The following is a 25,434-nucleotide window of genomic DNA, read 5'->3' as shown; positions in this document are numbered from 1 at the left end:
TGACGGCGGAATCGCTGGCGGGGCTGAAGCCGGCGTTCTCGAAGGACGGCTCGGTGACGGCGGCGAACGCGTCGGGGCTGAACGACGGCGCGGCGGCGGTGCTGGTGATGTCGGCGCAGAAGGCGGCAGCACTGGGCCTGACGCCGCTTGCGCGGATCAAGGCATACGCGAACGCGGGCGTGGATCCGAGCGTGATGGGCATGGGTCCGGTGCCGGCATCGCGCCGCTGCCTGGAGCGTGCGGGCTGGACGCCGGGCGACCTGGACCTGATGGAAATCAACGAGGCATTCGCGGCGCAGGCGCTGGCGGTGCACAAGCAGATGGGCTGGGACACGTCGAAGGTGAACGTGAACGGCGGGGCGATCGCGATCGGTCACCCGATCGGCGCGTCGGGCTGCCGGATCCTGGTGACGCTGCTGCACGAGATGGTCAAGCGCGATGCGAAGCGCGGGCTGGCGTCGCTGTGCATCGGCGGCGGGATGGGCGTCGCGCTCGCGGTCGAACGTCCGTAACGGCTCGTCGGTCACTGCCAAACCAATCCGTGCGCCGGCCGATTGCGGCTTCGGCCGGCGCACGTGAAGTCAGAGGGGGCCTCCGGCGGCTCTCGAAACCAAAAAATGGAGTGAGATTTATGTCTCAGCGAATTGCGTACGTAACGGGCGGGATGGGCGGCATCGGCACCAGCATCTGCCAGCGTCTGTCGAAAGACGGCTTCAAGGTGGTCGCGGGTTGCGGCCCGAACTCGCCGCGCCGGGTGAAATGGCTCGAGGAACAGAAGGCGCTCGGCTACGATTTCATCGCGTCGGAAGGCAACGTGGGCGACTGGGACTCGACCAAGGCAGCGTTCGACAAGGTCAAGGCCGAAGTCGGCGAGATCGACGTGCTGGTCAACAACGCGGGCATCACGCGCGACGTCGTGTTCCGCAAGATGACGCATGAAGACTGGACGGCCGTTATCGACACCAACCTGACGAGCCTGTTCAACGTGACGAAGCAGGTGATCGACGGGATGGTCGAGCGTGGCTGGGGCCGGATCATCAACATTTCGTCGGTGAACGGCCAGAAGGGGCAATTCGGCCAGACGAACTACTCGACCGCGAAGGCCGGCATCCACGGTTTCACGATGTCGCTCGCGCAGGAAGTCGCAACGAAAGGCGTGACGGTCAACACCGTGTCGCCCGGCTACATCGGCACCGACATGGTGAAGGCGATCCGGCCGGACGTGCTCGAGAAGATCGTCGCGACGATCCCGGTGCGTCGTCTCGGCGGGCCGGAGGAAATCGGTTCGATCGTCGCGTGGCTCGCGTCGAATGACTCCGGCTTCGCGACGGGCGCCGACTTCTCGCTGAACGGCGGCCTGCATATGGGCTGAACGTCCGGCTGCGCGCGCCGCTGCGGCCGCGCGGCCTGGCGTTTCCGAAGGCCCCCGCCTCCCGGATCCGGGAGGCGGGGATTTGTCACTTGCGCTACGCTGCACCGAAAGGCGTTACATGACTACTACAAAGAAAACGGCCGAGCGGCTCATCAAGAAGTACCCGAACCGCCGGCTCTACGATACCGAGACGAGCACGTACATCACGCTGACCGACGTCAAGCAGCTCGTGCTGGAACAGGAGGACTTCAAGGTCGTCGACGCGAAATCCAACGAGGACCTGACGCGCAGCATCCTGCTGCAGATCATCCTCGAGGAAGAGAGCGGTGGCGTGCCGATGTTCTCGTCGTCGATGCTGTCGCAGATCATCCGTTTCTACGGTCATGCGATGCAGGGCATGATGGGAACGTATCTGGAAAAGAACATCCAGGCGTTCATCGACATCCAGAACAAGCTCGCGGATCAATCGAAGAACCTGTACGAAGGCAACGCGATGAATCCGGAAGTCTGGTCGCAGTTCATGAACATGCAGGCGCCGATGATGCAAGGGATGATGACGAGCTACATCGAGCAGTCGAAGAACATGTTCGTGCAGATGCAGGAGCAGATGCAGAGCCAGGCGAAGTCGATGTTCAGCACGTTCCCGTTCAAGCAACCGGGCGCGCCGGAGCCGGAGAAGAAGTAACGCGTGCGCGGCAGGCCGGTCGCGGCGGCACCCGCCGCCCGGCGCCAGGTTTGGCGCCGCGACGCGCGGCGGTGCGATGCGGCCGATCGTGTGCCCAGGCACGACGATGGCCGCTGCCGCAAGATGTTGCCGACGGTCGCTCCTGATCGTCGGCACCGAATGCCCGTACCCTCGCGTGGGGGCGGGCATGATCGTGATCTGGTCGCCCCGACCTCATCCAGACAGTCATCAGCGAATCGATACCCGGGCGTGTCGCGCCTCATGGCGTGCGTTTGTGCCATTGCGGCCGATCGCCGTTGCGCCGGACCTTGTGATGACGGGCAGCGGCAAAGCGCCCGCGGTTCGCCGGCTTACCTCAAAGTGCCGGATCGAAATCCTGGTGATCGTCTGCGGGAGGAAGGTCGAGCACGAGCTTCACTGCGCAGTAGTTCGCCTTCAGCGAAAACACCCGGCCGATCACGAGAAACGTCTGCCGCGAATTCTCGAGTTCGACGAAGTCGCCCGGCTGCGGCACGTGGGCGCCCTGGTCATAGGAAAAACTGGTGCTGGTCTGCTCGCCGATGGTCTCGGCGGCGTGCTCGGTGAATTCGATCGTGATGTGGGTGGTCATGCGAACCCCATTGGGTAAGTGAAGGGAGCGGATGCAGCGATTTTCGCATAGGGGCGGAGTGAGGCCGGGGCGATTGTCGTGCATGACGTGCGGTGATCGTGCCCATCGTTTCAGCATCTCGGTCTGAAAGGGCTGGATCAGCCGCCGGTGGCGGTCCGATGCGCCTGCGCGCGCTGCGTATTGAGGGCGCCATTCACGGCGTCTTGATCGCCGGTTTTGCCTCGCTGACCCATAAATAGCTGTAAACTCACGCTTTTGCCGCCACGCCCCCCACATTCCAGATGTCCCAGTCCCCCAAAGTAGGCTTCGTGTCGCTCGGGTGCCCCAAGGCGCTCGTCGACTCCGAACAAATCATCACCCAACTGCGCGCCGAAGGTTATGAAATCTCCGGCACCTACGACGGTGCCGACCTCGTCGTCGTCAACACTTGCGGCTTCATCGACGAGGCCGTGCAGGAAAGCCTCGACGCGATCGGCGAAGCGCTGACCGAGAACGGCAAGGTGATTGTCACCGGCTGCCTCGGCGCGAAGTCGAGTGCCAGCGGCTCGAACCTCATCGAGGAAGTCCACCCGAAGGTGCTCGCCGTCACCGGCCCGCACGCGGTGGGTGAAGTGATGCAGGCCGTGCACTCGCATCTGCCGAAGCCGCACGACCCGTTCGTCGACCTCGTGCCGGCCGCCGGCATCAAGCTCACGCCGCGCCACTATGCGTACCTGAAGATTTCCGAAGGCTGCAACCACCGCTGCACGTTCTGCATCATTCCGTCGATGCGCGGCGACCTCGTGTCGCGCCCGGTCGCGGAAGTGATGCTCGAAGCGGAGAACCTGTTCAAGTCGGGCGTGAAGGAACTGCTCGTGATCTCGCAGGACACGAGCGCGTACGGCGTCGACGTGAAGTACCGCACGGGCTTCTGGAACGGCAAGCCGATCAAGACGCGCATGACCGACCTGGTCGCCGCGCTCGGCGAACTCGCCGCGCAGTACGGTGCATGGGTGCGCCTGCACTACGTGTATCCGTATCCGAGCGTCGACGAAGTCATTCCGCTGATGGCCGAAGGCCCGTTCAAGGGCCACGTGCTGCCGTATCTCGACGTGCCGTTCCAGCACGCGCATCCGGAAGTGCTGAAGCGCATGAAGCGCCCGGCGAACGCCGAGAAGGTGCTCGAGCGCGTGCAGAAGTGGCGCGAGATCTGCCCGGACCTGACGATCCGCAGCACGTTCATCGCCGGCTTCCCCGGCGAGACGGAAGAGCAGTTCGAAACGCTGCTCGACTTCATCCGCGAGGCGGAACTCGATCGCGTCGGCTGCTTTGCCTATTCGCCGGTCGAAGGCGCAACGGCGAACGACCTGGACGGCGCACTGCCGGACGACGTTCGCGAAGAGCGCCGCGCGCGCTTCATGGAAGTCGCCGAGGAAGTGTCGGCGCAGCGCATCCAGCGCAAGGTCGGCAAGACCCTCAAGGTGCTGATCGACGAAGTCAGCGAGGAAGGCGGCATCGGCCGCACGGCGGCGGATGCGCCGGAGATCGACGGGGTCGTCTACGTCGAACCGGCGATGAAGGCGTCGAAGCGCTACAAGGTCGGCGATTTCGTGTCGGTGAAGATCACCGGCGCGGACGGCCACGACCTGTGGGGCGAGGTTTAAGCGATGACCGCTGCGTTTCCGCAGATCCTCGCGCTCGGCGAGGCGATGATCGAATTCAACCAGTCGCAGCCGGGGCGTCCGGAGTTCCTGCAGGGCTTCGGCGGCGACACGTCGAACTTCTGCATCGCCGCGGCGCGCCAGGGTGCGTCGACGGGCTTCGTGTCCGCGATCGGCGACGATCCGTTCGGCCGCTTGCTGGCCGACATGTGGACGGCGGAGCGCGTCGACACGACGTACGTGCGGATCGACTGCGCGGCGCCGACCGGCGTGTATTTCGTCACGCACGGCGCTGAGGGTCACCAGTTCGACTATCTGCGCGCGGGCTCGGCGGCGAGCCGCTATGCGGTGGCCGACCTGCCGCTCGATGCGCTGGCGGCGGCGAAGGCCGTGCACCTGTCGGGCATCAGCCTCGCGATCAGCACGGCCGCATGCGACGCCGCGTTCGCGGCGATCGATCACGCGCGCAGCAACGGTGCGCAGGTCAGCTTCGATACGAACCTGCGCCTGAAGCTGTGGCCGCTGCCGCGCGCCCGCGCGGTGATGCGCGAAGCGCTGCGCCAGACGGACATCTGCCTGCCGAGCTGGGACGACGTCACGGCGCTCACGGGCGCGAACGATCGCGACGCGATCGTCGATGCGATGCTCGAACACGGGCCTCGGGTCGTCGCGCTGAAGCTCGGCAAGGAAGGCGCGTACGTGGCGACCCCGAACGAACGGCGGGTGGTGCCGGGCTTCGCGGTCGAGGCCGTCGACGCGACGGGCGCGGGCGACTGCTTCGGCGGCGCGTTCGTTGCACGGATCGTCGCGGGCGACGATCCGTTCGCGGCCGCGCGTTATGCGAACGCGGCGGCGGCGCTGTCGACGACGGGTTACGGCGCGGTCGCGCCGATTCCGTTGCGCGAGGCGGTGGAACGCCTGATGCAGGGCTGACGCGGCTCACGCGTGCCGGTCGTGGCCTCGCGTACGTGACGATGACCATCGGCGGCAGGCAGCATGCCGCCGCGTTTTTTGAGCGAATCTGAAGCAAGGAGCAACACAAGGTGGGTCGATATTCCGAATGGCAACGGGCGCTGGTGATCGCCAGTGTGCTGGCGGCGGGCCTCGCGATGCCGGGCATGGCCGCGGCGCAGGCCGTCGCACCGGGCGCGCAGCAGGATGAAGCGGCGCCCGCGCGGCCGCTGCGGCCGAATCCGGAATTCGCCCGCCTGCCGCGCTACGAGGGCACCCTCGGCGACCGGCCGATCGTCGTGCATCTCGGGCCGAAGACGGACGAGGAAGGCGTGCACGGCGAATACCAGTTCGCGGACACGGGCGAGGTGGTGCTGCTCGCCGGCGATCGCGACGGAGACACGCTCGAAATCGAGGAATCGAACGACGGCACGAACATCACGGGCGTGTGGATCGGCCGCTTCGACGCGACGGGCGACCTGAAGGCTGACCGGATGAACTCGGACGAATCGGATCCGCAACCCGTCGTGCTGCGCCCGGCGCCGGGCAAGCGCGCGGCGCTGCAGGTGCGCGACGGCCGCGTACGGGAAATCGAGACGGTCGGCGGCATCGTCGACCTGCGCACCACCAACTGAGCGCGCGCTGGCTCGGTGCGCGCGGCGCGCATTGTACCGGGCCAAGCGCGCCGATTTTGGCTACTCTAGCGACATATTCCGCAACCGAACGGCCTTTCCCCCGGTCTCCAGCCATGACTGCATCCACTTCGAAGCGCGCACTCCAGACCCGCATCGTTCAACCCGACGACATCATTCCGGAAGGCTTCCGTTCGTTCGTCCCACCGGTCGAGCGTGCATCGACGGTCGTGTTCCCCGATCTCGCGACCATGCGCGCGCTGGTCTGGCACAACGACAACCAGTGGCGCTACGGACTGCACGCAACGCCGACGTCGCTCGCGCTCGCGCAGCGGCTCGCCGAGATCGAGGGCGGCACGCACGCGCTGCTGCAGCCGTCGGGCCTCGCGGCGATCATGAACGTCTATTTCGGGATCGTGAAGGCGGGCGACGACGTGCTGATCCCGCACAACGTCTACGGGCCGAACGCCGATTTCGGCAACTGGCTCGCGAAGGATTTCGGCATCGTCGCGCGCTTCTACGATCCGCTCGTCGGTGCCGGCATCGCCGACCTGATCCAGCCGAACACGCGGTTGATCTGGATCGAGGCGCCGGGCTCGGTGACGATGGAAGTGCCCGACGTGCGCGCGATCACGACGGTCGCGCAGGCGCGCGGCATCGTCACCGCGATCGACAACACGTATTCGGCCGGCCTCGCGTTCAAGCCGTTCGAGCATGGGGTCGACATCTCGGTGCAGGCGCTGACCAAGTATCAATCGGGTGGCAGCGACGTACTGATGGGCGCGACCATCACCGCGAACGCGGACCTGCACGCGCAACTGAAGCTCGCACGGATGCGCTGCGGGATCGGCGTCTCGGTCGATGATTGCTCGCTCGTGCTGCGCAGCCTGCCGAGCATGCAGGTGCGTTTCGACGCGCACGGCAAGAGCGCGCTCGCGCTCGCGCAATGGCTGAAGGCGCGCCCGGAGATTGCGGCCGTGCTGCATCCGCAGTTGCCCGACTGTCCGGGGCACGCATCGTTCGTGCGCGACTTCACTGGCGCGGGCGGGCTGTTCTCGGTGGTGTTCGATGAGCGCTACAGCAGCGAGCAGATCGATCGTTTCGTCGAGGCGCTCGAGCTGTTCGCGATCGGCTGGAGCTGGGGTGGCGCATGCAGCCTCGCGATGCCTTACGACGTGGCGTCGATGCGTGCGGAGTGGCCGCATCGCGGCACGCTGGTGCGCTTCTATGTCGGTCTTGAAGACGAAGCCGACCTGCGTGCGGACATCGAGCGCGCGCTGCAGGCTACGCTCGGCCGATAACGGAACCGAAGCGGAAAACGAAACGCCCGCGCGATGCAACATCGCGCGGGCGTTTTTTCATGGGCGGTGTGCGCAGACCGGAAATCAGAACAGCCGCAGCAACCCGTCGAGACCCACGTGGTCGAATGCGACGGTGGCCGCGTCGCGCACGACGGGCTTTGCGTGGAACGCGACCGACAAACCGGCTTCGGCCATCATCTTCAGATCGTTCGACCCGTCGCCCATCGCGATCGCGCGGCGCGGCTCGAGGCCGAGCGATGCACAGGTATCGCGCAGCATGCGCGCCTTCACGTCCGCGTTGACGATTTCGCCGAGCACCTTGCCGGTCAGCTTGCCGTCGACGATCTCGAGCGTGTTGGCGTGTGCGTAGTCGAGGCCGAGGCGCGCCTTCAAGCGCTCGGTGAAGAACGTGAAGCCGCCCGACACGAGCAGCGTTTTCAGTCCCGCGGCCTTCACGCCGGCGAGCATCGTCTCCGCGCCCGGCGACAATTGCAGCCGTTCCTCGTACACGCGCTCGAGCGCCTGCGCATCGAGCCCCGCGAGCAGCGCGACGCGACGCGTGAGGCTTTCGTTGAAGTCGCGGATCTCGCCGCGCATCGATGCCTCGGTGATCTCTGCGACCTGCGTCTTCAGCCCGCAGAAATCGGCGATCTCGTCGATGCATTCGATCGTGATCAGCGTCGAATCCATGTCCATCACGACGAGCCCGAACTCGCCGAGCGTACGGCCGGCTTCGACGAAGCCGAAGTCGAGCGCGTGCGTGCCGCAGTACGCGTCGATGTCGAGCCGCTGCGCGGGGTTTGCGTTTTCGATACGCAGCGCGTGATCGTCGGTCTGCACGATGCGGGTGCCGCGCGACAGCGCGAGCAGCGGTTTGTGATGCGCGTCCGACAACGGCGCGAGACTCTGGATGACGAGGTTGTGGGTCATGACGGAATGATTGGAAGCGAATGAAACGCGTGCGCGGCCGGCATGCGGCCGCCTGCGAACGCGGGCCCCGTCCGGCGTCGGGCCATCGCGTCGCGAACGCGCCATTGTAGCCGGTTGGTGTCCGGGCGCGACCGGATCGCCGCGGATGCCCGTCCGGCGCCGCCGCGAGCTCCGCTCACGGGATGGCGCCTATCGTTCATCCGCGCGATCCCAGTAAGGCGGATCGCCGAAGTGTTCGGCCAGGAACGCGATGAACGCGAGCGTCTTGAGCGGCACGTGCGCGCGGCTCGGATAGACGGCCCAGATCGCGACGTCGTTCGCGAACGGGTAATCGTCGAGCACCGTGACGAGCGCGCCGCTCGCGAGCAGCGGGCCGACGTCCCAGGTCGACTTGATCGCGATGCCGAAGCCGTCGACGAGCGCTTCGCGGATCGCCTCGCCGTTGCTCGCGACGAGCCGGCCGCCGACCCGCACGGTGAGCGGGCCTTGCGGCGTGACGAACGACCAGTCGCGCTGGTCGCCGAGGATCACGCATTCGTGCTGCGCGAGATCGGCCGGATGGCGCGGCGTCCCGTGTTCGGCGAGATACGCGGGCGAGCAGCACAGCACGCGCCGGTTGGTGGCGAGCTTGCGTGCGACCAGCGTCGAGTCCTTCAGCGCGCCGAGGCGGATCGCGACGTCGTAGCCGTCGTCGACGAGGTCGACGACCTCGTCGGATAGCCGCAGGTCGAGCGACACGGACGGGTAGCGGCGCAGGAATGCGGGAATCACGGGCGCGACGTGCTGGCGGCCGAACGACGACGACATCGACACCTTCAGCCGTCCGTACGGCTCGCTGCGGCCGTGGCCGACCGACGCGCGCGCGGCGTCGGCCGCCGACAGCAGCGCCTCGGCGCGGGCCATGAAGACTTCGCCGTCCTGCGTGAGGCTGATGCGGCGCGTGGTGCGATGCAGCAACCGCGCGCCGAGCTGGCGCTCCAGCTGCGCGATGCGCGCGCTTGCGACCGCGGCCGACACGCCGAACTCGCGTCCGGCCGCGCTCACGTTCGCGAGCAGCGCCGCACGCACGAACAGGCCGACGTCGAGCAGGTCGAGCGGCTTGTCGGGGGCTGGAATCGGATCGGACGTCATTATTCTGAAATTCCTGAAAATGTTTCAGGAAATATAGCGGTTTTCTCGAATGATCGGGCCGCCTACGATGACATGCATGGGGCTGCGCCGCAGCCCGCCCGATTTCCCTGAAGGAGTTTCGTGATGAAAGCTGTTGGACTGACCCGCTATCTGCCGATCGACGACCCGCAGGCGCTCGTCGACGTGGAACTGCCGCAACCCGTGCCGGGCCCGCGCGACCTGCTGGTGAAGGTCGAGGCGATCTCCGTGAACCCGGTCGACACCAAGGTGCGCGCGCCGAAGCCGCAGGTCGAGGAGGCCCCGCGCGTGCTCGGCTGGGACGCGGCCGGCACGGTCGTGGCGGTCGGTGCCGAGGTGACGATGTTCCGGCCCGGCGACGAGGTGTTCTACGCGGGCAGCATCACGCGCCCCGGCGCGAACAGCGCATTCCACACGGTCGACGAGCGGATCGCGGCGATCAAGCCGCGCTCGCTCGATTTCGCGGCGTCGGCTGCGTTGCCGCTCACCGCGCTGACCGCGTGGGAGGCGCTGTTCGACCGGCTGCGCGTGTCGCCGCAGGGCGCGGACGCAGGCAAGTCGGTGCTGATCATCGGCGGTGCGGGCGGGGTGGGTTCGATCGCGATCCAGCTTGCGAAGACGCTCGGCAAGCTGCACGTGATCGCGACCGCGTCGCGGCCGGCGTCGGCCGAATGGGTGCGCTCGCTCGGCGCGGACGACGTGGTCGACCATTTCGGCGACTTGCCTGCGCAACTGCGCGAGATCGGTCATGCGAACGTCGACTACGTGCTGATCTTCAACGACACGGATCGTCATTTCTCTGCCGCGGCGGAAGTAATCCGGCCGCAGGGCGGCATTTGCACGATCGTCGAGAACGAGAAGCCGATTCCCGTCGAGCTGCTGAAGGCGAAGAGCGCCGCGTTTCACTGGGAGTTCATGTTCACGCGCGCGATGTTCGAGACGCCGGACATGATCGAGCAGCACAAGATCCTGAGCGAGGTGGCGAGGCTCGTCGACGGCGGCACGCTGCGTACGACGCTCGGCGAGCAGCTCGGCACGATCAACGCCGCGAACCTGCGGCGCGCGCACCAACTGCTCGAGGCCGGGCGCGCGATCGGCAAGCTGGTGCTGAGCGGCTTCTGAGTGCCCCCGAACCTGTCGCTTTGCGCCGGGCGCCCGAAGGGACTTCCTTCGGGGCGGAAGACGCGAGGCGGCCCGGCGTTTTCTTGAGCGCCGGCATCGCACGTACGGGATACGGCTTCGCGAACGCAAGCGGGGTAACACCCGATGCGTTTGCGGCGCATTGCATGCCGCTTGGCGGTAGACTGGCAACGCATCATGCATCGAAAACCGCGCGGCACGCGCGTGCCGCCGCATTACAAGGAGGTCAGCATGAGCCAACGCAGCTTGTCAGTCGCCGCATCGTGGTCTGCCGTGTTCGCGGCGGCGTGCGTCAGCGCGAGCGTATTCGCGGCGCCGCCTGTCAAGGGCAGCCTGAAGGGCGGCGGGACGGGGCAGCTCGAATACACCGTCAAGGTCGACTCGAAGACCTTCGGCAATACGCAGGAGACCCGCAAGATCCGCTCGGGCGAAACGGATGACTTCAACTGGAAGTCGGTGCCGCCGGGCGGCGCGGTCGCGATGCCCGACGGTTGCCCGAACGCCGACAATCTGCCGCGCGACGCGAACGGCGCGATGGTGCGCCAGACCCAGGTGCGGCTCGCGCCGTCGGTTGACGCGAAGGGGGTCGCGAACGTGCAGATGAGCTTCCAGGCCGCCGCGCCGAAAGGCACGCGCAACGTGAGTGCGGGCGGCAAGTCGCTGCAGTGCCCGGACGTCGTGTCGGTGAGCCAGGTCAAGTGGGTGTCGATTTCGACCAATGGCGGTTCGAAGTCCGTCACGATGAGCGACGGCACGAAGGTGACGGTGTCGATCAAGCACTGAGCGGGGCGCGCGGCCGGTGAGGCGTCCGGTGCGCGCGCAACCATCGCGATGCGCATCCGGGCGATCCGGGGAGGGTCGCGCGTGACGGTTTGTGGCGCGTGGCTTCGGGCCTTCCCATTGAGCGATGTTCGACTTCGTCGCGCCCGGCACGCGCCGGTGGCGCGGCCATTCGCGCGGCGGCGTGCGTGACGTCATGCGGATGTCACGCTATCCTTCCGGCATCCTCCATCTTCCCCCGAACGACATTTCGATGAAACATTGCATGCGCCTGCTGCTGTCGGCGGCTGCGTTCGTCGCTGTCCATGCGCAGGCAGCCGACGATTGCAGCTTCGTGAAGAAAGTCGAGCTGCCGTCGCGACAGCAGTCCGCCGTCGTGTCGAGCGGCGCGCTCGAACCGTGCTCGACCGGCAGTTATGCGGTGCGCGTGTATTCGACCGCGCATGCCGCACCCGGCTTCGATACGGACGACTACGTGACCGGCGTGCTGCATGCGCGTGACGGCACCGTCGCCGATGCATTCACGGCGGACCTCGGCGCGCGTGCGCCGCAGGCGCTCGTCGTTACGACGCGCTCGGCCGGCAGCGGCGGTTACGTCGGTGCGCAGGCCTATGTGACGACGCCGCGCGCGGTTCGGCTCGTCGCATCGGTCGACGGGCTGGCACCCGACGCCGACGTCACGGCCGCGTTGCGCCGGGCCATCGGCAAACGCCGCGCTGCCCGCTGACCGCATGCCACGCGGATGCCGCGTATGTCGCGGCGCCGCGGGTCAATGCACGCGTTCCTCGAGCCGCGATGCAAGAAACCGGTGATCGGCCGAGAACAACCGGCGATACGTCATCAGCACTGCGCCAACGGTGCCGAGCGCGGACGCCGCGGCGATCAGGAACATGATGACGATCTGATAGCGCACGGCCTGCAGCGGCGACTGGCCGGCCAGCACCTGGCCCGTCATCATCCCCGGCAGGCTCACGACGCCGACGACGGCCATCTGGTTGAGCGTCGGCAGCATGCCAGCGCGCACGGCCTGGCGCGCGGCGTTCTGCGCGGCTTCCCAGCGTGTCGCACCGAGCGCCAGTGCCGTCTCGACGCGGTCGCGTCGCGCGGTCAGTTCCTCCATCATCCGTTCGACGCCGAGCGACACGCCCGTGAGCGTATTTCCGAGGATCATCCCGAGGATCGGGATCGCATATTGCGGCGTGTACCACGGATGAATGCGGATCACGACGAACAGGCCGACGGCCGCGACGAACCAGCTGCTGAACCAGATCGACGCGATGCTGTCGACACGCTGTCCGCGATACGTGTGCTTGCCGCGGCCGGCGCCCGCGAAGCCTGCGATCAGCGTCATCAACGCGGTGAGCGGCAGCACGACGGTCCAGTGCGGATGACCGAACACCCAGCCGAGCACGTAGCCGATCGCCAGCAGCTGCACGACGGTGCGCACGGCGGCGAGCGCGAGCTTGCGCCCGAGGCCGAGCGACAGCGCGGCCGAGATCGCGCCGTTGACCGCGACGAGCGCGGCGGCGATCCCGACGTCGACGAGGCTCAGGTCCTGCAGTGCGGGGCTCATCGCTGCGCCTCCATCGCGTTCGCGGCGTGCAGCACGCCGGCCTGCATCACGAGCCGCATCGTGCCGATCCGGGCGGCTTGCGCCGGATCGTGCGAGATCCACATGTAGGCACGTGCATCCGGTGCCGCGTCGAACCAGGCGCCGACAAGCGCTTCGATCGCGCGCATCGAGTCGGGGTCGAGCGCGGACGTCGGCTCGTCGAGCAACAGCACGTCGGGGTCGAGCTGCAGCACGCGCAGAAGCGCGGCGATCTGCGCTTCGCCGCCCGACAGTTCGCTCGCTCGCTTGTCGAGAAAATCGGCGCCGCGACCGGCGCGTGCCGCGAGCGCTTCGGCGCGTGCGCGGTCGAACGTCACGTCGCGGTAGATCGCGAGTGAATACGGGTAGCGCAATTGCGCTTCGACGGTCCCGTCCATCTGCGCGGGCCGCTGGCGCACGTAGGCAATGCTGCGCCGGTAGCGCGGAATCGCGCCGCGCCTGATCCGCTTGCCGCGCCACAGGATATGACCGCCGTCGAGCGGGTCGAGCAACGCGAGCGCGCGCAGCAACACGCTCTTGCCGGAGCCCGACGGTCCCGTAATAGCAATTCGCGATCCCGCGGCGAGGCTGAAGTCGGTCGGCGCGAGCAGTGTCTTGCCGCTGCTGGCGTCGCGGCGCGTGATGTGCTGCGCATCGATGAGGCCGTTTGGGGCTGTCATGTCACAAATGAAAAAAAGCGTTAATGGCGCCGAAGCGTTGCTGCGGCGTGCGCCATAATACCGATTGAAAAGCCGCCGGTGTCGTGCTCCGTTCACTCACGCAAGTTGGCCCGACATTGTGCGCAAACTCTGCAGAACAACAACGGAACCGCCATGACGCTAGCACGAGCCATCGGCAAATCGGCTGCATGGATCGTCGGTATCGTCGCATTGGTCATTGCGGCGGCCGGCATCTTCATCTTCACGTTCGACTGGAACCACGCGAAACCGTGGGTCAACGAACATGTGAGTACCGCACTTGGCCGCCCGTTCGCGATCAATGGCGATCTCAAGGTCGGCTGGCGCCGCCCCGACGGCGAGACCGGCTGGCGCGCATGGGTGCCCTGGCCGAGTTTCTCCGCCACGCAACTCGAGATCGGCAACCCGGACTGGGCGAAGGGGCCCAAGTTCGTCACGCTCGATGCCGCGCATTTCGATCTCGCGATTCTTCCGCTCCTCGCGCACGAAATCGTCATTCCGTCGATCGATGTCGTCAATCCCGCGGTCGACCTCGAGCGGCTCGCCGACGGCCGCAATACGTGGACCTTCCAGTTCAAGGAATCGTCGCAGCCGTCGCCGTGGAAGGTGCGGCTCGACAGCTTCGGTTTCGCGAAGGGCGTCGTCACGTATCGCGATGCGATCACGAAGGCCGATCTCACGGTCGCGATCGATACGCTCGGCCAGCCGATTCCGCTCGGCGACGTGCTGAAGGAGCAGGAGCAAACGTCGCGCGCGGCGTCGGCGCAACGCGTCGGCAAGAGCGGTGCCGCGCGACTGAGCGCGACGGCGAGTGCCGAGGCCGCGTCGGGTGCGTCAGGTGCGTCGGCGGCGCAAGGCGCGAGCGGGGCGTCCGCCGTCGCGTCGTCGGGTGCATCCGCTGCCGCTCCGGCTACTTCGGTTTCCTCCGCATCCACGGCCGTGCCGGCATCCGGCGCGAGCGGGGCGTCCGCTGCGTCGGGTGCCGCTGCCGCCGCGAAGCCGGCCGGCCCGACGTATGCGTTCGGGCTCAAGGTCGACGGCCGGTACAAGAACGTGCCGATCAGCGGCACCGGCAAGGTCGGCGGCGTGCTGGCGATCGAGAAGACGACGCAGCCGTTCCCGCTGCAGGCTGACGTGAAGGCTGGCGACACGCGGCTGGCGATCGTCGGCACGCTGACCGACCCGATGCATCTCGCGGCACTTGACCTGCGTCTGTGGCTGCAGGGCACGTCGATGTCGCACCTCTACCAGATCACGGGCATCACGCTGCCGGACACGCCGCCGTATGCGACCGAGGGTCGCCTGATCGGCAACATCAAGCAGCACGCGAGCACGTTCCGCTATGAAAATTTCAACGGCCGCGTCGGCGGCAGCGATCTCCGCGGCACGCTCACCTGGGCGCAGCGCGAACCGCGGCCGAAGCTGTCGGGCGAACTCGTGTCGAACCTGCTGCAGTTCTCCGACCTCGCACCGGTGATCGGTGCCGACTCGGCTGCAAGCAAGGCCAAGCGCGGCGACACGACGCGCCAGCCGCCGGATCGCGTGCTGCCGGTCGCGACGTTCCGCACCGAGCGCTGGAGCGCGATCGACGCGGACGTGAAGTTCACCGGGCGCAAGCTGATCAAGAGCCCGCAACTGCCGATCACCGACCTGTACACGCACATCCTGCTGCAGGACGGCGTGCTGTCGCTCGAACCGCTGCAGTTCGGCGTCGCGGGCGGCACGCTCGCGACGAACGCGCAACTCGACGGCAGCCGCACGCCGCTCAAGGGCCGCTTTACGCTGGCCGCGCGTCACCTGCGGCTGAAGCAGTTGTTCCCGACGCAGAAGGTGATGCAGACCGCGTTCGGCGAAATCAACGGCGACGCGTCGCTGTCGGCGACCGGCAACTCACCGGCCGCGCTCGCGGCGACGTCGACCGGCGAAGTGAAGGCGCTCATCACGGATGGCCGCATCAGCCTGCTGCTGATGGAGGCGGCGGGGCTGAACGTCGCGAACGTCGTCTACGAGAAGCTGTTCGGCACCCGCGACGTGAACATCAATTGCGCGGCGATCGACTTCGTCGCGAACGACGGCATGCTCGACCCGAAGGTGTTCGCGCTCGATACGGACGACGCGCTGATCAACGTCGACGGCCCGGTCAACCTGCGCGACGAATCGATCGACCTGAAGATCCATCCGCATACGAAGGGTTTCCGGGTCTTCTCGTTGCGTTCGCCGTTGTACGCGAAGGGCACGTTCAAGAATCCGAAGGTCGGCGTCGACGCCGGCGCGCTTGCGCTGCGCGCCGGCGCGATGGTCGGACTGGGCCTGATCAATCCGTTCGCGGCGCTGATTCCGCTGATCGCGCCGAGCAATAACCGCGACGTGCCGTGCTCGGAGCTGTTCGGCCAGATGAAGGCCAAGGCGGCGCAGAAGGCGGCGGTGAAGGCCGGCAAGTGACGGTGTCCGAGGCAGGGCCGGTGCCGCGCGTGGCGGTCCGGCTGGCGGGGCCGGAACAGGGCGGTCGGCAGTTTCTCCGACACCTGCTAAAATACACGGTTTTCCGTCGATTTCTCTCTTACGGGACCTGCCGTGCTTTCTACTGCCAACATCACGATGCAATTCGGGCCGAAGCCCTTGTTCGAGAACATCTCGGTCAAATTCGGCGAGGGCAACCGCTATGGTCTGATCGGCGCGAACGGCTGCGGCAAGTCGACCTTCATGAAGATCCTGGGCGGCGACCTCGAGCCGAGCGCCGGCAACGTCGCGCTGGAGCCGAACGTGCGCCTGGGCAAGCTGCGCCAGGACCAGTTCGCGTATGAAAACGTGCGCGTGCTCGACGTCGTGATGATGGGCCACACCGAGATGTGGGCTGCGATGACCGAGCGCGACGCGATCTACGCGAACCCGGAAGCCACCGACGACGACTACATGCACGCGGCCGAGCTCGAAGGCAAGTTCGCCGAATACGGCGGCTACGACGCCGAGGCGCGCGCGGGTGCGCTGCTGCTCGGCATCGGCATCGAGGAGAAGTTCCACAACGGCACGATGGCCGACGTCGCGCCGGGCTGGAAGCTGCGCGTGCTGCTCGCGCAGGCGCTGTTCTCGAAGCCGGACGTGCTGCTGCTCGACGAACCGACCAACAACCTGGACATCAACTCGATCCGTTGGCTCGAGCACACGCTCAACGAGTACAACTCGACGATGATCATCATCTCGCACGATCGTCACTTCCTGAACTCGGTGTGCACGCACATGGCCGACATGGACTACGGCACGCTGAAGGTCTGGCCGGGCAACTACGACGACTACATGCTCGCATCGGCACAGGCGCGCGAGCGCCAGGCCGCGGCGAACGCGCGTGCGAAGGAGCGCGTGGCCGAACTGCAGGACTTCGTGCGCCGCTTCTCGGCGAACAAGTCGAAGGCCCGCCAGGCGACGAGCCGCGCGAAGCAGATCGACAAGATCAAGATCGAGGAATTCAAGCCGTCGTCGCGTCAGAACCCGTTCATCCGTTTCGAGTTCGAGAAGAAGCTGCACAACGTCGCGGTGGTTGCCGAAGACATCACGAAGAAGTACGAGCGCACGATCTTCCAGAACTTCAACCTGTCGGTGCAGCCGGGCGAGCGCATCGCGATCATCGGCGAGAACGGCGCGGGCAAGACGACGCTGCTGCGTTCGCTGCTTGGCGCGCTCGAGCTCGATCACGGCACGGTGAAGTGGTCCGAGAACGCGAATGTCGGCTACATGCCGCAGGACACGTACGAGGAGTTCCCGAACGACATCACGCTGATGGACTGGATCGACCAGTACCGCAAGGACGGCGACGACGAAACGATGGTGCGCGGCACGCTGGGCCGCCTGCTGTTCTCGTCGGACGACATCAAGAAGTCGGTGAAGGTGCTGTCGGGCGGCGAGAAGGGCCGCATGATCTGGGGCAAGCTGATGCTCGGCCGCCACAACGTGCTGCTGATGGACGAGCCGACCAACCACATGGACATGGAGTCGATCGAGTCGCTGCAGATCGCGCTCGAGCAGTTCGAAGGCACGCTGATCTTCGTTTCGCACGACCGCGAATTCGTGAGCGGGCTGGCGAACCGGATCATCGAAGTGCGCACGGACGGCACGCTGTTCGACTTCGGCGGGAATTACGAGGAGTTCCTGACGAGTCAGGGGCAGGAGTAATCGCCCGGGCAGCCATGCCCGCGACCTGATGTACTGGAAGCCCGCCAGGTGCAAGCCTGGCGGGCTTTTTCTTATCGGGGCAAGCGCTCGCGGCCACGGTCGCCGGTTGCGGTCCCGCATCCGCAGCTTGGCGGCGGCGACGACCCGGGCGGCGGCACGTGCAGGGCGCCGGAACAGGCCGCCGGAACAGGCCGCCACCACCGCCCGCGCGGTCAGCCCTGCGCCGTCAGCCCGAAAAATCCGTTACGACCGTCACACCGGCGCCTTCGAACCGGTTTATGTTCATCAGCGCATCAATCGATTGGCCCAGACTGATTTCCTTGCCGATCAACCGGTTCGGCGCGAGCGTGCCGGCATGCACCATGTCGAGCATCGCGTCGTAACGATGCGCCTGCATCCCGTGGCTGCCGAGAATCTCCAGTTCGTGCGCGATGACTTTGCTCATCGGCACGGCCGGCGTTGCATGCTCGCCGAGCATCAGCCCGACCTGCACATGCTTGCCGCGGCGGCGCAGATTGCTGATCGAGTTGAAGCAGGTGCTCGGATGGCCGAGCGCATCGAGCGACACGTGGGCGCCGCCGCGCGTGATCTCCTTCACCGCATCGACGACGTCGGCGACTTGCGACGCATTGACGGTCGCCGCTGCGCCGACCGATCGCGCGAGCGCGAGCGCCTGGTCCGAAATGTCGATCGCGACGACGTTCGCACCGATCGCATTCGCGATCATGATCGCCGACAGGCCGACGCCCCCGCAGCCGTGCACGGCCACCCACTGGCCGGCCGACGTGCGCCCCTGGTCGACCACCGCACGAAACGACGTCACGAAGCGGCATCCGAGGCTCGCCGCGGTCGGGAAATCGAGCGCGTCGGGCAGCCGCACGAGGTTGAGGTCCGCGTGATGGATGCCGACGAACTGGGCGAACGAGCCCCAGTGCGTGAAGCCGGGCTGAAACTGTTGTTCGCATACCTGCTGATTGCCGGAGTGGCATTCCGGGCAGTGCCCGCAGCCGCCGACGAACGGCACCGTGACGCGGTCGCCCGCCTTCCAGCGCGTGACCGCCGCGCCCGCCGCGACCACGACGCCGGCGAGTTCGTGCCCCGGCACATGCGGCAGCACAATGTCCGGGTCGTGCCCCATCCAGCCGTGCCAGTCGCTGCGGCACACGCCGGTCGCCTTCACTTCGATCACGACGCCGTCGGGCGCCGGCGTCGGATCGTCGACATTCATCAACCGCGGCGCCGCGCCGAACGCTTCATAAACGACTGCTTTCACCATCTCCTCCTGGATCGAATGAGTCTTTCAATATAGCCGGAAGAATGCGGATTTATCTTTCATTTTGCGATTGAGATACGGGTAATCTTGAGATAGCCTTGCGCTGATCGCGGGAATGCCGCAAGGAGCTTTCATGGAACCACTGGACAAGATCGATCGCGGCATGCTCGACATGCTTCAGCAGGACGGGCGCGTGTCGAATGCGCGGCTCGCCGAAGCGTTCTCGCTGAGCGAGACGTCCTGCTGGCGCCGGCTCCGGCGGCTGGAGGAAGCGGGGTTGATCGCGGGCTATCACGCGCGGCTCGACCGCCGCAAGCTCGGGCTCGGCGTGATGGCGTTCGTGCAGATCGTCTGCACGCAGCACAGCGAGGAGGTGACGGCCGAGTTCGAGCGCCTGATCCAGGCGAGCCCCAACGTGCTTGCATGCGACAACACGACCGGCGAAGCGGATTTCCTGCTGCAGGTGGTGGCGGCCGACCTCGACGACTACAGTCATTTCGTCGAACGGGTGCTGCGCAGATTGCCGGGCGTGCTGAGCATCCGCTCGAACCTGTCGTTGCGGCAGCTGAAGTCGACGCAGCGGCTGCCGATAGCGTGATGGCGCAAGCCGGCGCTCGCGCATGCGCGAGCGGTCAGTCGGCCAGCCGCTTGTCGGCGAGCGCCTTGCAGCAGTCTTCGTACACCCATTGCACGAGTTTCGCCCGGTAGTCGAGATCGTCGGTATCGACGATTTCCTCGACCGCGTCGCGCGCCCACGATGCGTCGACGAAGTCGGCGTGCCGCTTTGCGATGTCCTGCGCCAGCGCGGCCAGCTTCGCGATCGCGAGCCAGTCGGACTGCCGGTGGTGGCGGTCGAGCCAGCGATGCGCGGCCTGCACCTGGAACGATGCATCCGGCCAGGTTTCGTTCAGGTAAAACGCGCCGAGATTGCCGCAGGTGAGCCAGCACAGCAGCTCCAGGCGATCTTGCGAGCCGAGGATATGGGGTGCGTCGGTCATGGCAGCGCTCACGAAGGCATCGATTCCGGGTGGCGCGGCCCGCAGCAGCCGGCGCCCATAGTAAAAACATAGCACGATGCGGGGCACGAGGTGGGGCCTCGTGGCGCGCCGGCGTGGCGCGGATGCCGCGGTTGCGGGAAGCGGGCGTCCGGCGCCCGTTCGCCGGCGTCCGCGCGGGCCGTTCGGCGGCGCTCGTGGTCCCGTCAGGCGTCGTCGCGCAGCCGCGCCGCACTCGTTAGAATGGCCGTTTTCCGGGAGACAGGAAGCGATGAAAATCTACGATCAGTTCTATATCGACGGCGCATGGCGCAAGCCGGCCGGAACGGGCACGATCGACGTGATCGACTCGGGCACCGAGGCCGTGATCGGCCGGATTCCCGAGGGCGTGGCGTCGGACGCGCAGGACGCGATCCGTGCGGCGCGCGCGGCGTTCGACGCATGGGCCGCGACGCCGCCCGCGACGCGCGCGGGCTACCTGCGCAAGATCGTCGAGCGTCTGCAGGCGCGCAGTGAGGAACTCGCGCAGTCGATCACCGGTGAAGTCGGCATGCCGATCAAGCTGTCGCGCGCGATCCAGGTCGGCGGTCCGATCTACAACTGGAAGGCATACGCGAAGCTCGCCGAATCGTTCGAATTCGAGGCGACGCTCGGCAACTCGCGGGTGGTGCGCGAGCCGGTCGGCGTCGTCGCGGCGATCACGCCGTGGAACTACCCGCTCAACCAGATCACGCTGAAGGTCGCGCCGGCGCTCGCGGCCGGCTGCACGGTCGTCCTGAAGCCATCCGAAGTCGCGCCGCTCAACGCGTTCATGCTTGCCGAAGCGATTCACGAAGCGGGCCTGCCGCCGGGTGTGTTCAATCTCGTGTGCGGTTATGGCCCGGTCGTCGGCGAGGTGCTGGCGACCGATCCGGACGTCGACATGGTGTCGTTCACGGGTTCGACCCGTGCCGGCAAGCGCGTGGCCGAACTCGCGGCCGCGAGCGTGAAGCGCGTCGCGCTCGAACTGGGCGGCAAGTCGGCGTCGGTGATCCTCGACGATGCCGATTTCGCGGCGGCAGTGAAGGGCACGGTCAACGCGTGCTACCTGAACGCGGGCCAGACCTGTTCGGCACATACGCGGATGCTGGTGCCCGAGGCGCGCTACGACGAGGCGCGCGCGATCGCGAAGGCGGCAGCCGAAGCGTATGTCGCGGGTGACCCGCGTCAGGAAACGACGCGTCTCGGCGCACTCGCATCGGCCGTGCAGCAGCAGCGCGTGCAGGCCTACATCCAGCGCGGAATCGACGACGGCGCGGAACTCGTGACCGGCGGCACGGGCCTGCCGGAAGGGCTCGCGAAGGGCTTCTTCGTGAAGCCGACGGTGTTCGGCCGCGTCGATCCGAAATCGGCGATCGCGCAGGAAGAGATCTTCGGACCGGTGCTGTCGATCATCACGTATCGCGACGAAGACGAGGCCGTGCGCATCGCGAACGATTCGCCGTATGGGCTCGGCGGCGCGGTGTGGGCGGGCAGCGACGAACGCGCGATGCGCGTCGCGCGCCGCATCCGCACGGGGCAGGTCGACATCAACGGCGGCACGTGGAACGGCGCCGCGCCGTTCGGCGGCTACAAGCAGTCGGGATACGGCCGCGAAAACGGCGTATACGGGCTCGAAGAGTATCTCGAGTACAAGTCGATGCAGCTCAAGCCGGCGAATCCGGCCTGAGCGTTTCACGCCGCATGACCCGGAACGGCACGCTCGCGTGCCGTTTTTTTATTGACGGCCGTCAAGGTGCGCGCCGGTGGATCCGTCGATCATCGCGTTTCCGATTTCCGATGTTTCGACGAGGTTCAGATGACCGCACGCACTTCCTTCCCGCCGCTCACGATTCGCGGCCGCACCTTGCTGCCCGTGGTGCAGGGCGGCATGGGCGTCGGCGTCTCCGCGCACCGCCTCGCGGGCAGCGTCGCGCGCGAAGGCGCGCTCGGCACGATCGCGAGCATCGACCTGCGTCACCACCATGCAGACTTGCTCGCGCGCTGTCGCGCGAATCCCGATCGTGCGACGCTGGAGGCCGCGAACCTCGAAGCGCTGGCGCGCGAGATTCGCCTCGCGAAGACCTACAGCGAAGGACGCGGGATGATCGCGGTCAACGTGATGAAGGCAGTGAGCGCGCACGCGGAATACGTGCGCGTCGCGTGCGACGAAGGCGCGGACGCGATCGTGATGGGCGCCGGCCTGCCGCTCGATCTGCCCGATCTCACGCAGGGTCATGACATCGCGCTGATCCCGATCCTGTCGGACAGCCGCGGGATCGCGCTGGTGCTGAAGAAGTGGATGAAGAAGGGGCGGCTGCCCGATGCGATCGTGATCGAGCATCCCGCGCATGCGGGCGGCCACCTCGGCGTCACGCAGATCGACGACATGCACGATGCGCGCTTCGATTTCGCGCGCGTGCTCGACGAGACCGCGCAGGTGATGGCGTCGCTCGGCCTCGCGCGCGACACGATCCCGCTGATCGTCGCGGGCGGGATCAACAGTCACGACACGGTACGAGCGGCGCTCGCGGCCGGCGCGAACGGCGTGCAGGTGGGAACGCCGTTCGCGGTGACGGAAGAGGGCGATGCGCATCCGAACTTCAAGCGCGTGCTGGCCGATGCGCTGCCCGAGGACATCGTCGAATTCGTCAGCGTGACGGGGCTGCCTGCGCGCGCTGTGAAGACCCCCTGGCTCGATCGCTACCTGCGCAACGAAACGCGCATTCGCGACAAGCTCGGCGCGTTCAAGCAGCGCTGCCCGACCGCGCTCGAGTGCCTGAGCGTCTGCGGGCTGCGCGACGGCATCGAAAAGTTCGGCCATTTCTGCATCGACACGCGGCTCGCGGCCGCGTTGCGCGGCGACGTCGCGAACGGCCTGTTCTTCCGCGGCCGCGAAGCGCTGCCGTTCGGCAGTGCGATCCGCAGCGTGCGCGATCTGCTCGACCTGCTGCTGACGGGCCGTGCGGCGGAGCCTGCGACAAACCGTCCAGTGTTTACGCTGGCTTGACGGATATCAAGGCGACGCAAAGACCCTACAGGGAGAATGGAATAAATTCTTCAAGGGGTCCGTACCATGCATAAAACGATTCGAACATGCGTCACCGCTGCCGCCGTGGCGGCAAGCCTCGTCATGATGCCCTCGCTGTCGCACGCGGCGTCGGCGGGGGACGGGATCAACCAGGGTGACGTCCTGGTCCGGTTGCGCGCGATCAGCATCCAGCCGAACGAGCGCGCGAGCGATACGCTCGGCGCGATCAACACCGGCGTGAACAATGCGATCGTGCCGGAGCTCGACTTCACCTACATGATCCGAGACTACCTGGGCGTGGAGCTGATCCTCGGCACGTCGCGGCACCAGATGACGTCGAGCCTCGGCAATCTCGGCGGTGTCGGCGTGCTGCCGCCGACGCTGTTGCTGCAGTACCACTTCAACCATGCCGGCAAGGTGCGTCCGTACGTCGGCGCGGGCCTGAACTACACGTACTTCTACAACAACGGGCTCAACGTCGGCGGGGAGGGAGTTTCGATCAACAAGAGCAGCTTCGGTCCCGCGCTGCAGTTCGGCGTCGACGTGCAGTTGACGAAGAAGGTGTTCATGAACGTCGACGTGAAGAAGATCTGGATGAGCACCGATGCGACGCTCGGCGACAAGGGCATCGGCACGTTGCACATCGATCCGCTGATCGTCGGCGTGGGCGTCGGGATGAAGTTCTAGACGCAAGCGAAAAGAACAGAGTTGGGGTTGGCGGCATGGCAGTCGGCATGCCGCTCTTTTTTTGTGCGGCGGATTTACAGCTTGTCGTACTGAAAGCGCATCGCGGTGCCTTCGCGCGTGATGCGCTCCCACACCGCGCGTTTCTCGTCGTCGCTCAGGAACACCCAGTTCGACACCTCGCCGGCCGTGCGGCCGCAGCCCTTGCAGACTTCGTCGAAGAGGGTCGAGCACACGCCGATGCAGGGGCTGTCGGGCAGGTCGTGGAGATTGGAGGCCATCGAAAGGGTTCGCGCGTTGAATCGTCAGGGCGTCATTTTAATGCATCGGGATGACGCGGCCCGGCCGCGATGCCGCTGGCGCGACGCACCACCCGTCGGGACAGTTTCGCGGCCGCCTTCTTTTCCTGATGGACAGACGCCGATTACCCGATAGAATTCCCCCGGAATGCCCCGCTGCGCGGGCCGCCCGAGTGGCCGGCGGCGGGAATCTGTTCCGTTTGCGCGACACCGGCATGATTTTTTTGTGACGGAGCGCGAATGGTGGTAGCGTTCGGGGTTTTCGAGGGGCGGCGTGCCAGAATGCGCCGCCATGACGAGGCAGACGGCAGTCGGACACGAGGTCCGGCCGGAGGGAGAACGGGATGAAAGCAAAGGTAGTGGGCCGGTTCGCAGCGCTTGCGCTGTGCGTGGGTGCATCAGCGGCGGCGGCGAAGGATACGCAGCTCAATGTCTATAACTGGTCCGATTACATTGCGAAGGACACGATCCCGAACTTCGAGAAGCAGACGGGCGTCAAGGTTCGCTACGACAACTACGACAGCGACGACACGCTGCAGGCGAAGCTGCTGACGGGCAGCTCGGGCTACGACATCGTCGTGCCCACCAGCAACTACGCGGGCAAGCAGATCGCCGCCGGCATCTTCACGCCGCTCGACAAGTCGAAGCTGCCGAACCTCAAGTACCTCGATCCGCAACTGATGGCGCTCGTCGCCGGCGCGGACCCGGGCAACAAGTATTCGGTGCCCTGGGCGTACGGCACGACCGGCCTCGCGTACAACCTGACGAAGGCGCAGCAGGCGCTCGGTAAGGTTCCGCTCGACAACTGGGACATCCTGTTCAAGCCGGAGAACATCTCGAAGCTGAAGACCTGCGGCGTGTCGGTGCTCGACGCTCCGGACCAGATGTTCGCGGCGGCGCTGCACTACATCGGCAAGGATCCGATGAGCACGAACCCGGCCGACTACAAGGCCGCGATGGAAGTGCTGAAGAAGATCCGCCCGTACATCACGCAATTCAACTCATCCGGCTACATCAACGACCTGGTCGGCGGCGACATCTGCTTCGCGTTCGGCTGGTCGGGCGACGTCGTGATCGCGAAGCATCGCGCGATCGAGGCGAAGAAGCCGTACAAGGTCGAGTACTACATTCCGAAGGGCGGCGCGCCGGTGTGGTTCGACGTGATGGCGATCCCGAAGGACGCGAAGAACAAGGACGCCGCGCTGCAGTGGATCAACTACATCGAGGATCCGAAGGTGCACGCGGCGATCACGAACGCCGTGTACTACCCGAGCGCGAACGCCGAGGCACGCAAGTACGTGCGGCCGGACGTCGCGAACGACCCGGCCGTCTACCCGCCGGCCGACGTCGTGAAGACGCTGTTCCTGCTCAAGCCGCTGCCGCCTGAAATCCAGCGTCTGCAGACGCGTCTGTGGACCGAGCTGAAATCGGGCCGCTGAAGCGAGCCGGAGCAGGCCAGCAGTCATGAAGCCCCTGGTGTCCCCGGGG

General features: G+C 66.5%; 25 protein-coding genes. 17 read left to right on the top strand and 8 right to left on the bottom strand.

What is annotated here, in order from left to right; translation table 11 throughout:
- The 3 genes from LGM71_RS05910 to phaR all read left to right on the top strand — a co-directional run.
- A partial coding sequence (locus tag LGM71_RS05910; protein WP_226114229.1) for an acetyl-CoA C-acyltransferase occupies positions 1-512 on the top strand: 512 nt, incomplete at its 5' end.
- Positions 513-631: 119 nt separating this feature from the next.
- The gene (locus tag LGM71_RS05905; RefSeq protein WP_059606930.1) at positions 632-1,372 is read left to right on the top strand and encodes a 3-ketoacyl-ACP reductase; all 741 of its coding nucleotides are present in this window, start codon (positions 632-634) and stop codon (positions 1,370-1,372) included.
- Between the two features lie 118 nt (positions 1,373-1,490).
- The gene (phaR, locus tag LGM71_RS05900) at positions 1,491-2,057 is read left to right on the top strand and encodes a polyhydroxyalkanoate synthesis repressor PhaR (RefSeq protein WP_124629398.1); all 567 of its coding nucleotides are present in this window, start codon (positions 1,491-1,493) and stop codon (positions 2,055-2,057) included.
- A gap of 355 nt (positions 2,058-2,412) precedes the next feature.
- Here phaR and LGM71_RS05895 read toward each other — a convergent pair whose 3' ends face one another.
- Positions 2,413-2,667, bottom strand: a complete 255-nt coding sequence (locus tag LGM71_RS05895; RefSeq protein WP_059537455.1) for a hypothetical protein — start codon at positions 2,665-2,667, stop codon at positions 2,413-2,415.
- Positions 2,668-2,948: 281 nt separating this feature from the next.
- On the opposite strand from LGM71_RS05895, the gene rimO reads away from it, so the two are divergent.
- From rimO to LGM71_RS05875, 4 genes are all read left to right on the top strand, one after another.
- Complete coding sequence (rimO, locus tag LGM71_RS05890; RefSeq protein WP_151050565.1) at positions 2,949-4,310, top strand: 30S ribosomal protein S12 methylthiotransferase RimO; 1,362 nt, start codon at positions 2,949-2,951, stop codon at positions 4,308-4,310.
- A 3-nt stretch (positions 4,311-4,313) separates the two neighbouring features.
- Positions 4,314-5,240: a sugar kinase gene (locus tag LGM71_RS05885; protein ID WP_226114228.1), complete on the top strand. Its 927-nt coding sequence runs from the start codon at positions 4,314-4,316 to the stop codon at positions 5,238-5,240.
- 110 nt (positions 5,241-5,350) lie between these two features.
- Complete coding sequence (locus tag LGM71_RS05880) at positions 5,351-5,893, top strand: hypothetical protein (protein WP_174913034.1); 543 nt, start codon at positions 5,351-5,353, stop codon at positions 5,891-5,893.
- Between the two features lie 113 nt (positions 5,894-6,006).
- Positions 6,007-7,191 (top strand): cystathionine beta-lyase, encoded by a 1,185-nt coding sequence (locus LGM71_RS05875; RefSeq protein WP_226114227.1) that lies wholly within the window; start codon positions 6,007-6,009, stop codon positions 7,189-7,191.
- Between the two features lie 84 nt (positions 7,192-7,275).
- Here LGM71_RS05875 and serB read toward each other — a convergent pair whose 3' ends face one another.
- Positions 7,276-8,121, bottom strand: coding sequence for a phosphoserine phosphatase SerB (gene serB / locus LGM71_RS05870; RefSeq protein ID WP_059606921.1), 846 nt, complete (start codon positions 8,119-8,121; stop codon positions 7,276-7,278).
- A gap of 189 nt (positions 8,122-8,310) precedes the next feature.
- Complete coding sequence (locus tag LGM71_RS05865) at positions 8,311-9,252, bottom strand: LysR family transcriptional regulator (RefSeq protein WP_226114226.1); 942 nt, start codon at positions 9,250-9,252, stop codon at positions 8,311-8,313.
- 123 nt (positions 9,253-9,375) lie between these two features.
- On the opposite strand from LGM71_RS05865, the gene LGM71_RS05860 reads away from it, so the two are divergent.
- The 3 genes from LGM71_RS05860 (at position 9,376) to LGM71_RS05850 (ending at position 11,917) form a co-directional block, all read left to right on the top strand.
- Positions 9,376-10,392, top strand: coding sequence for a zinc-binding alcohol dehydrogenase family protein (locus LGM71_RS05860; protein WP_226114225.1), 1,017 nt, complete (start codon positions 9,376-9,378; stop codon positions 10,390-10,392).
- A gap of 249 nt (positions 10,393-10,641) precedes the next feature.
- Positions 10,642-11,193, top strand: a complete 552-nt coding sequence (locus LGM71_RS05855) for a DUF6013 family protein (protein ID WP_124629404.1) — start codon at positions 10,642-10,644, stop codon at positions 11,191-11,193.
- A 250-nt stretch (positions 11,194-11,443) separates the two neighbouring features.
- Positions 11,444-11,917, top strand: coding sequence for a PliI family lysozyme inhibitor of I-type lysozyme (locus tag LGM71_RS05850; RefSeq protein ID WP_059606968.1), 474 nt, complete (start codon positions 11,444-11,446; stop codon positions 11,915-11,917).
- Positions 11,918-11,959: 42 nt separating this feature from the next.
- On the opposite strand, the gene LGM71_RS05845 is transcribed toward LGM71_RS05850, so the two are convergent.
- The gene (locus LGM71_RS05845) at positions 11,960-12,763 is read right to left on the bottom strand and encodes an ABC transporter permease (protein WP_226114224.1); all 804 of its coding nucleotides are present in this window, start codon (positions 12,761-12,763) and stop codon (positions 11,960-11,962) included.
- Positions 12,760-13,461, bottom strand: a complete 702-nt coding sequence (locus LGM71_RS05840; protein ID WP_226114223.1) for an ATP-binding cassette domain-containing protein — start codon at positions 13,459-13,461, stop codon at positions 12,760-12,762. Before LGM71_RS05840 ends, LGM71_RS05845 begins: the two co-directional genes overlap by 4 nt.
- Before the next feature lie 153 nt (positions 13,462-13,614).
- Between LGM71_RS05840 and LGM71_RS05835 the strand changes: the two genes are divergently transcribed.
- Both LGM71_RS05835 and LGM71_RS05830 read left to right on the top strand, forming a co-directional pair.
- On the top strand, positions 13,615-15,921 hold the full coding sequence (locus LGM71_RS05835; RefSeq protein ID WP_226114222.1) for an AsmA family protein: 2,307 nt from the start codon (positions 13,615-13,617) through the stop codon (positions 15,919-15,921).
- A 132-nt stretch (positions 15,922-16,053) separates the two neighbouring features.
- The gene (locus tag LGM71_RS05830) at positions 16,054-17,646 is read left to right on the top strand and encodes an ABC-F family ATPase (RefSeq protein WP_059606912.1); all 1,593 of its coding nucleotides are present in this window, start codon (positions 16,054-16,056) and stop codon (positions 17,644-17,646) included.
- A 226-nt stretch (positions 17,647-17,872) separates the two neighbouring features.
- On the opposite strand, the gene LGM71_RS05825 is transcribed toward LGM71_RS05830, so the two are convergent.
- Positions 17,873-18,919 (bottom strand): zinc-dependent alcohol dehydrogenase family protein, encoded by a 1,047-nt coding sequence (locus LGM71_RS05825; RefSeq protein WP_226114221.1) that lies wholly within the window; start codon positions 18,917-18,919, stop codon positions 17,873-17,875.
- Positions 18,920-19,052: 133 nt separating this feature from the next.
- Between LGM71_RS05825 and LGM71_RS05820 the strand changes: the two genes are divergently transcribed.
- Positions 19,053-19,517 (top strand): Lrp/AsnC family transcriptional regulator, encoded by a 465-nt coding sequence (locus LGM71_RS05820; RefSeq protein WP_059606908.1) that lies wholly within the window; start codon positions 19,053-19,055, stop codon positions 19,515-19,517.
- 34 nt (positions 19,518-19,551) lie between these two features.
- Here LGM71_RS05820 and LGM71_RS05815 read toward each other — a convergent pair whose 3' ends face one another.
- On the bottom strand, positions 19,552-19,917 hold the full coding sequence (locus tag LGM71_RS05815) for a hypothetical protein (RefSeq protein ID WP_059606906.1): 366 nt from the start codon (positions 19,915-19,917) through the stop codon (positions 19,552-19,554).
- 268 nt (positions 19,918-20,185) lie between these two features.
- On the opposite strand from LGM71_RS05815, the gene LGM71_RS05810 reads away from it, so the two are divergent.
- From LGM71_RS05810 to LGM71_RS05800, 3 genes are all read left to right on the top strand, one after another.
- Entirely contained in the window at positions 20,186-21,622 is a 1,437-nt protein-coding gene (locus LGM71_RS05810) for an aldehyde dehydrogenase family protein (RefSeq protein WP_226114220.1), read from the top strand.
- Between the two features lie 129 nt (positions 21,623-21,751).
- Positions 21,752-22,942 carry an NAD(P)H-dependent flavin oxidoreductase gene (locus LGM71_RS05805; RefSeq protein WP_226114219.1) on the top strand — a complete coding sequence of 397 codons (1,191 nt, stop codon included), beginning with the start codon at positions 21,752-21,754 and terminating at the stop codon, positions 22,940-22,942.
- Between the two features lie 66 nt (positions 22,943-23,008).
- Positions 23,009-23,650 (top strand): OmpW/AlkL family protein, encoded by a 642-nt coding sequence (locus LGM71_RS05800; RefSeq protein ID WP_059683537.1) that lies wholly within the window; start codon positions 23,009-23,011, stop codon positions 23,648-23,650.
- A 74-nt stretch (positions 23,651-23,724) separates the two neighbouring features.
- Here the strand turns inward: LGM71_RS05800 and LGM71_RS05795 are convergent, their stop codons facing one another.
- Positions 23,725-23,928 carry a DUF1289 domain-containing protein gene (locus LGM71_RS05795; protein WP_027784516.1) on the bottom strand — a complete coding sequence of 68 codons (204 nt, stop codon included), beginning with the start codon at positions 23,926-23,928 and terminating at the stop codon, positions 23,725-23,727.
- 362 nt (positions 23,929-24,290) lie between these two features.
- Here LGM71_RS05795 and LGM71_RS05790 point away from each other — a divergent pair, with 362 nt between their 5' ends.
- Positions 24,291-25,385 carry a polyamine ABC transporter substrate-binding protein gene (locus LGM71_RS05790; RefSeq protein WP_226114218.1) on the top strand — a complete coding sequence of 365 codons (1,095 nt, stop codon included), beginning with the start codon at positions 24,291-24,293 and terminating at the stop codon, positions 25,383-25,385.
- The last annotated feature ends 49 nt before the right edge of the window (positions 25,386-25,434 follow it).

Origin of the sequence: Burkholderia sp. AU33545 (assembly GCF_020419685.1) — a bacterium.
In the GTDB taxonomy this organism is placed as follows: Bacteria; Pseudomonadota; Gammaproteobacteria; order Burkholderiales; family Burkholderiaceae; genus Burkholderia; species Burkholderia diffusa.
This window is presented reverse-complemented; position numbering and strand designations above follow the sequence as displayed.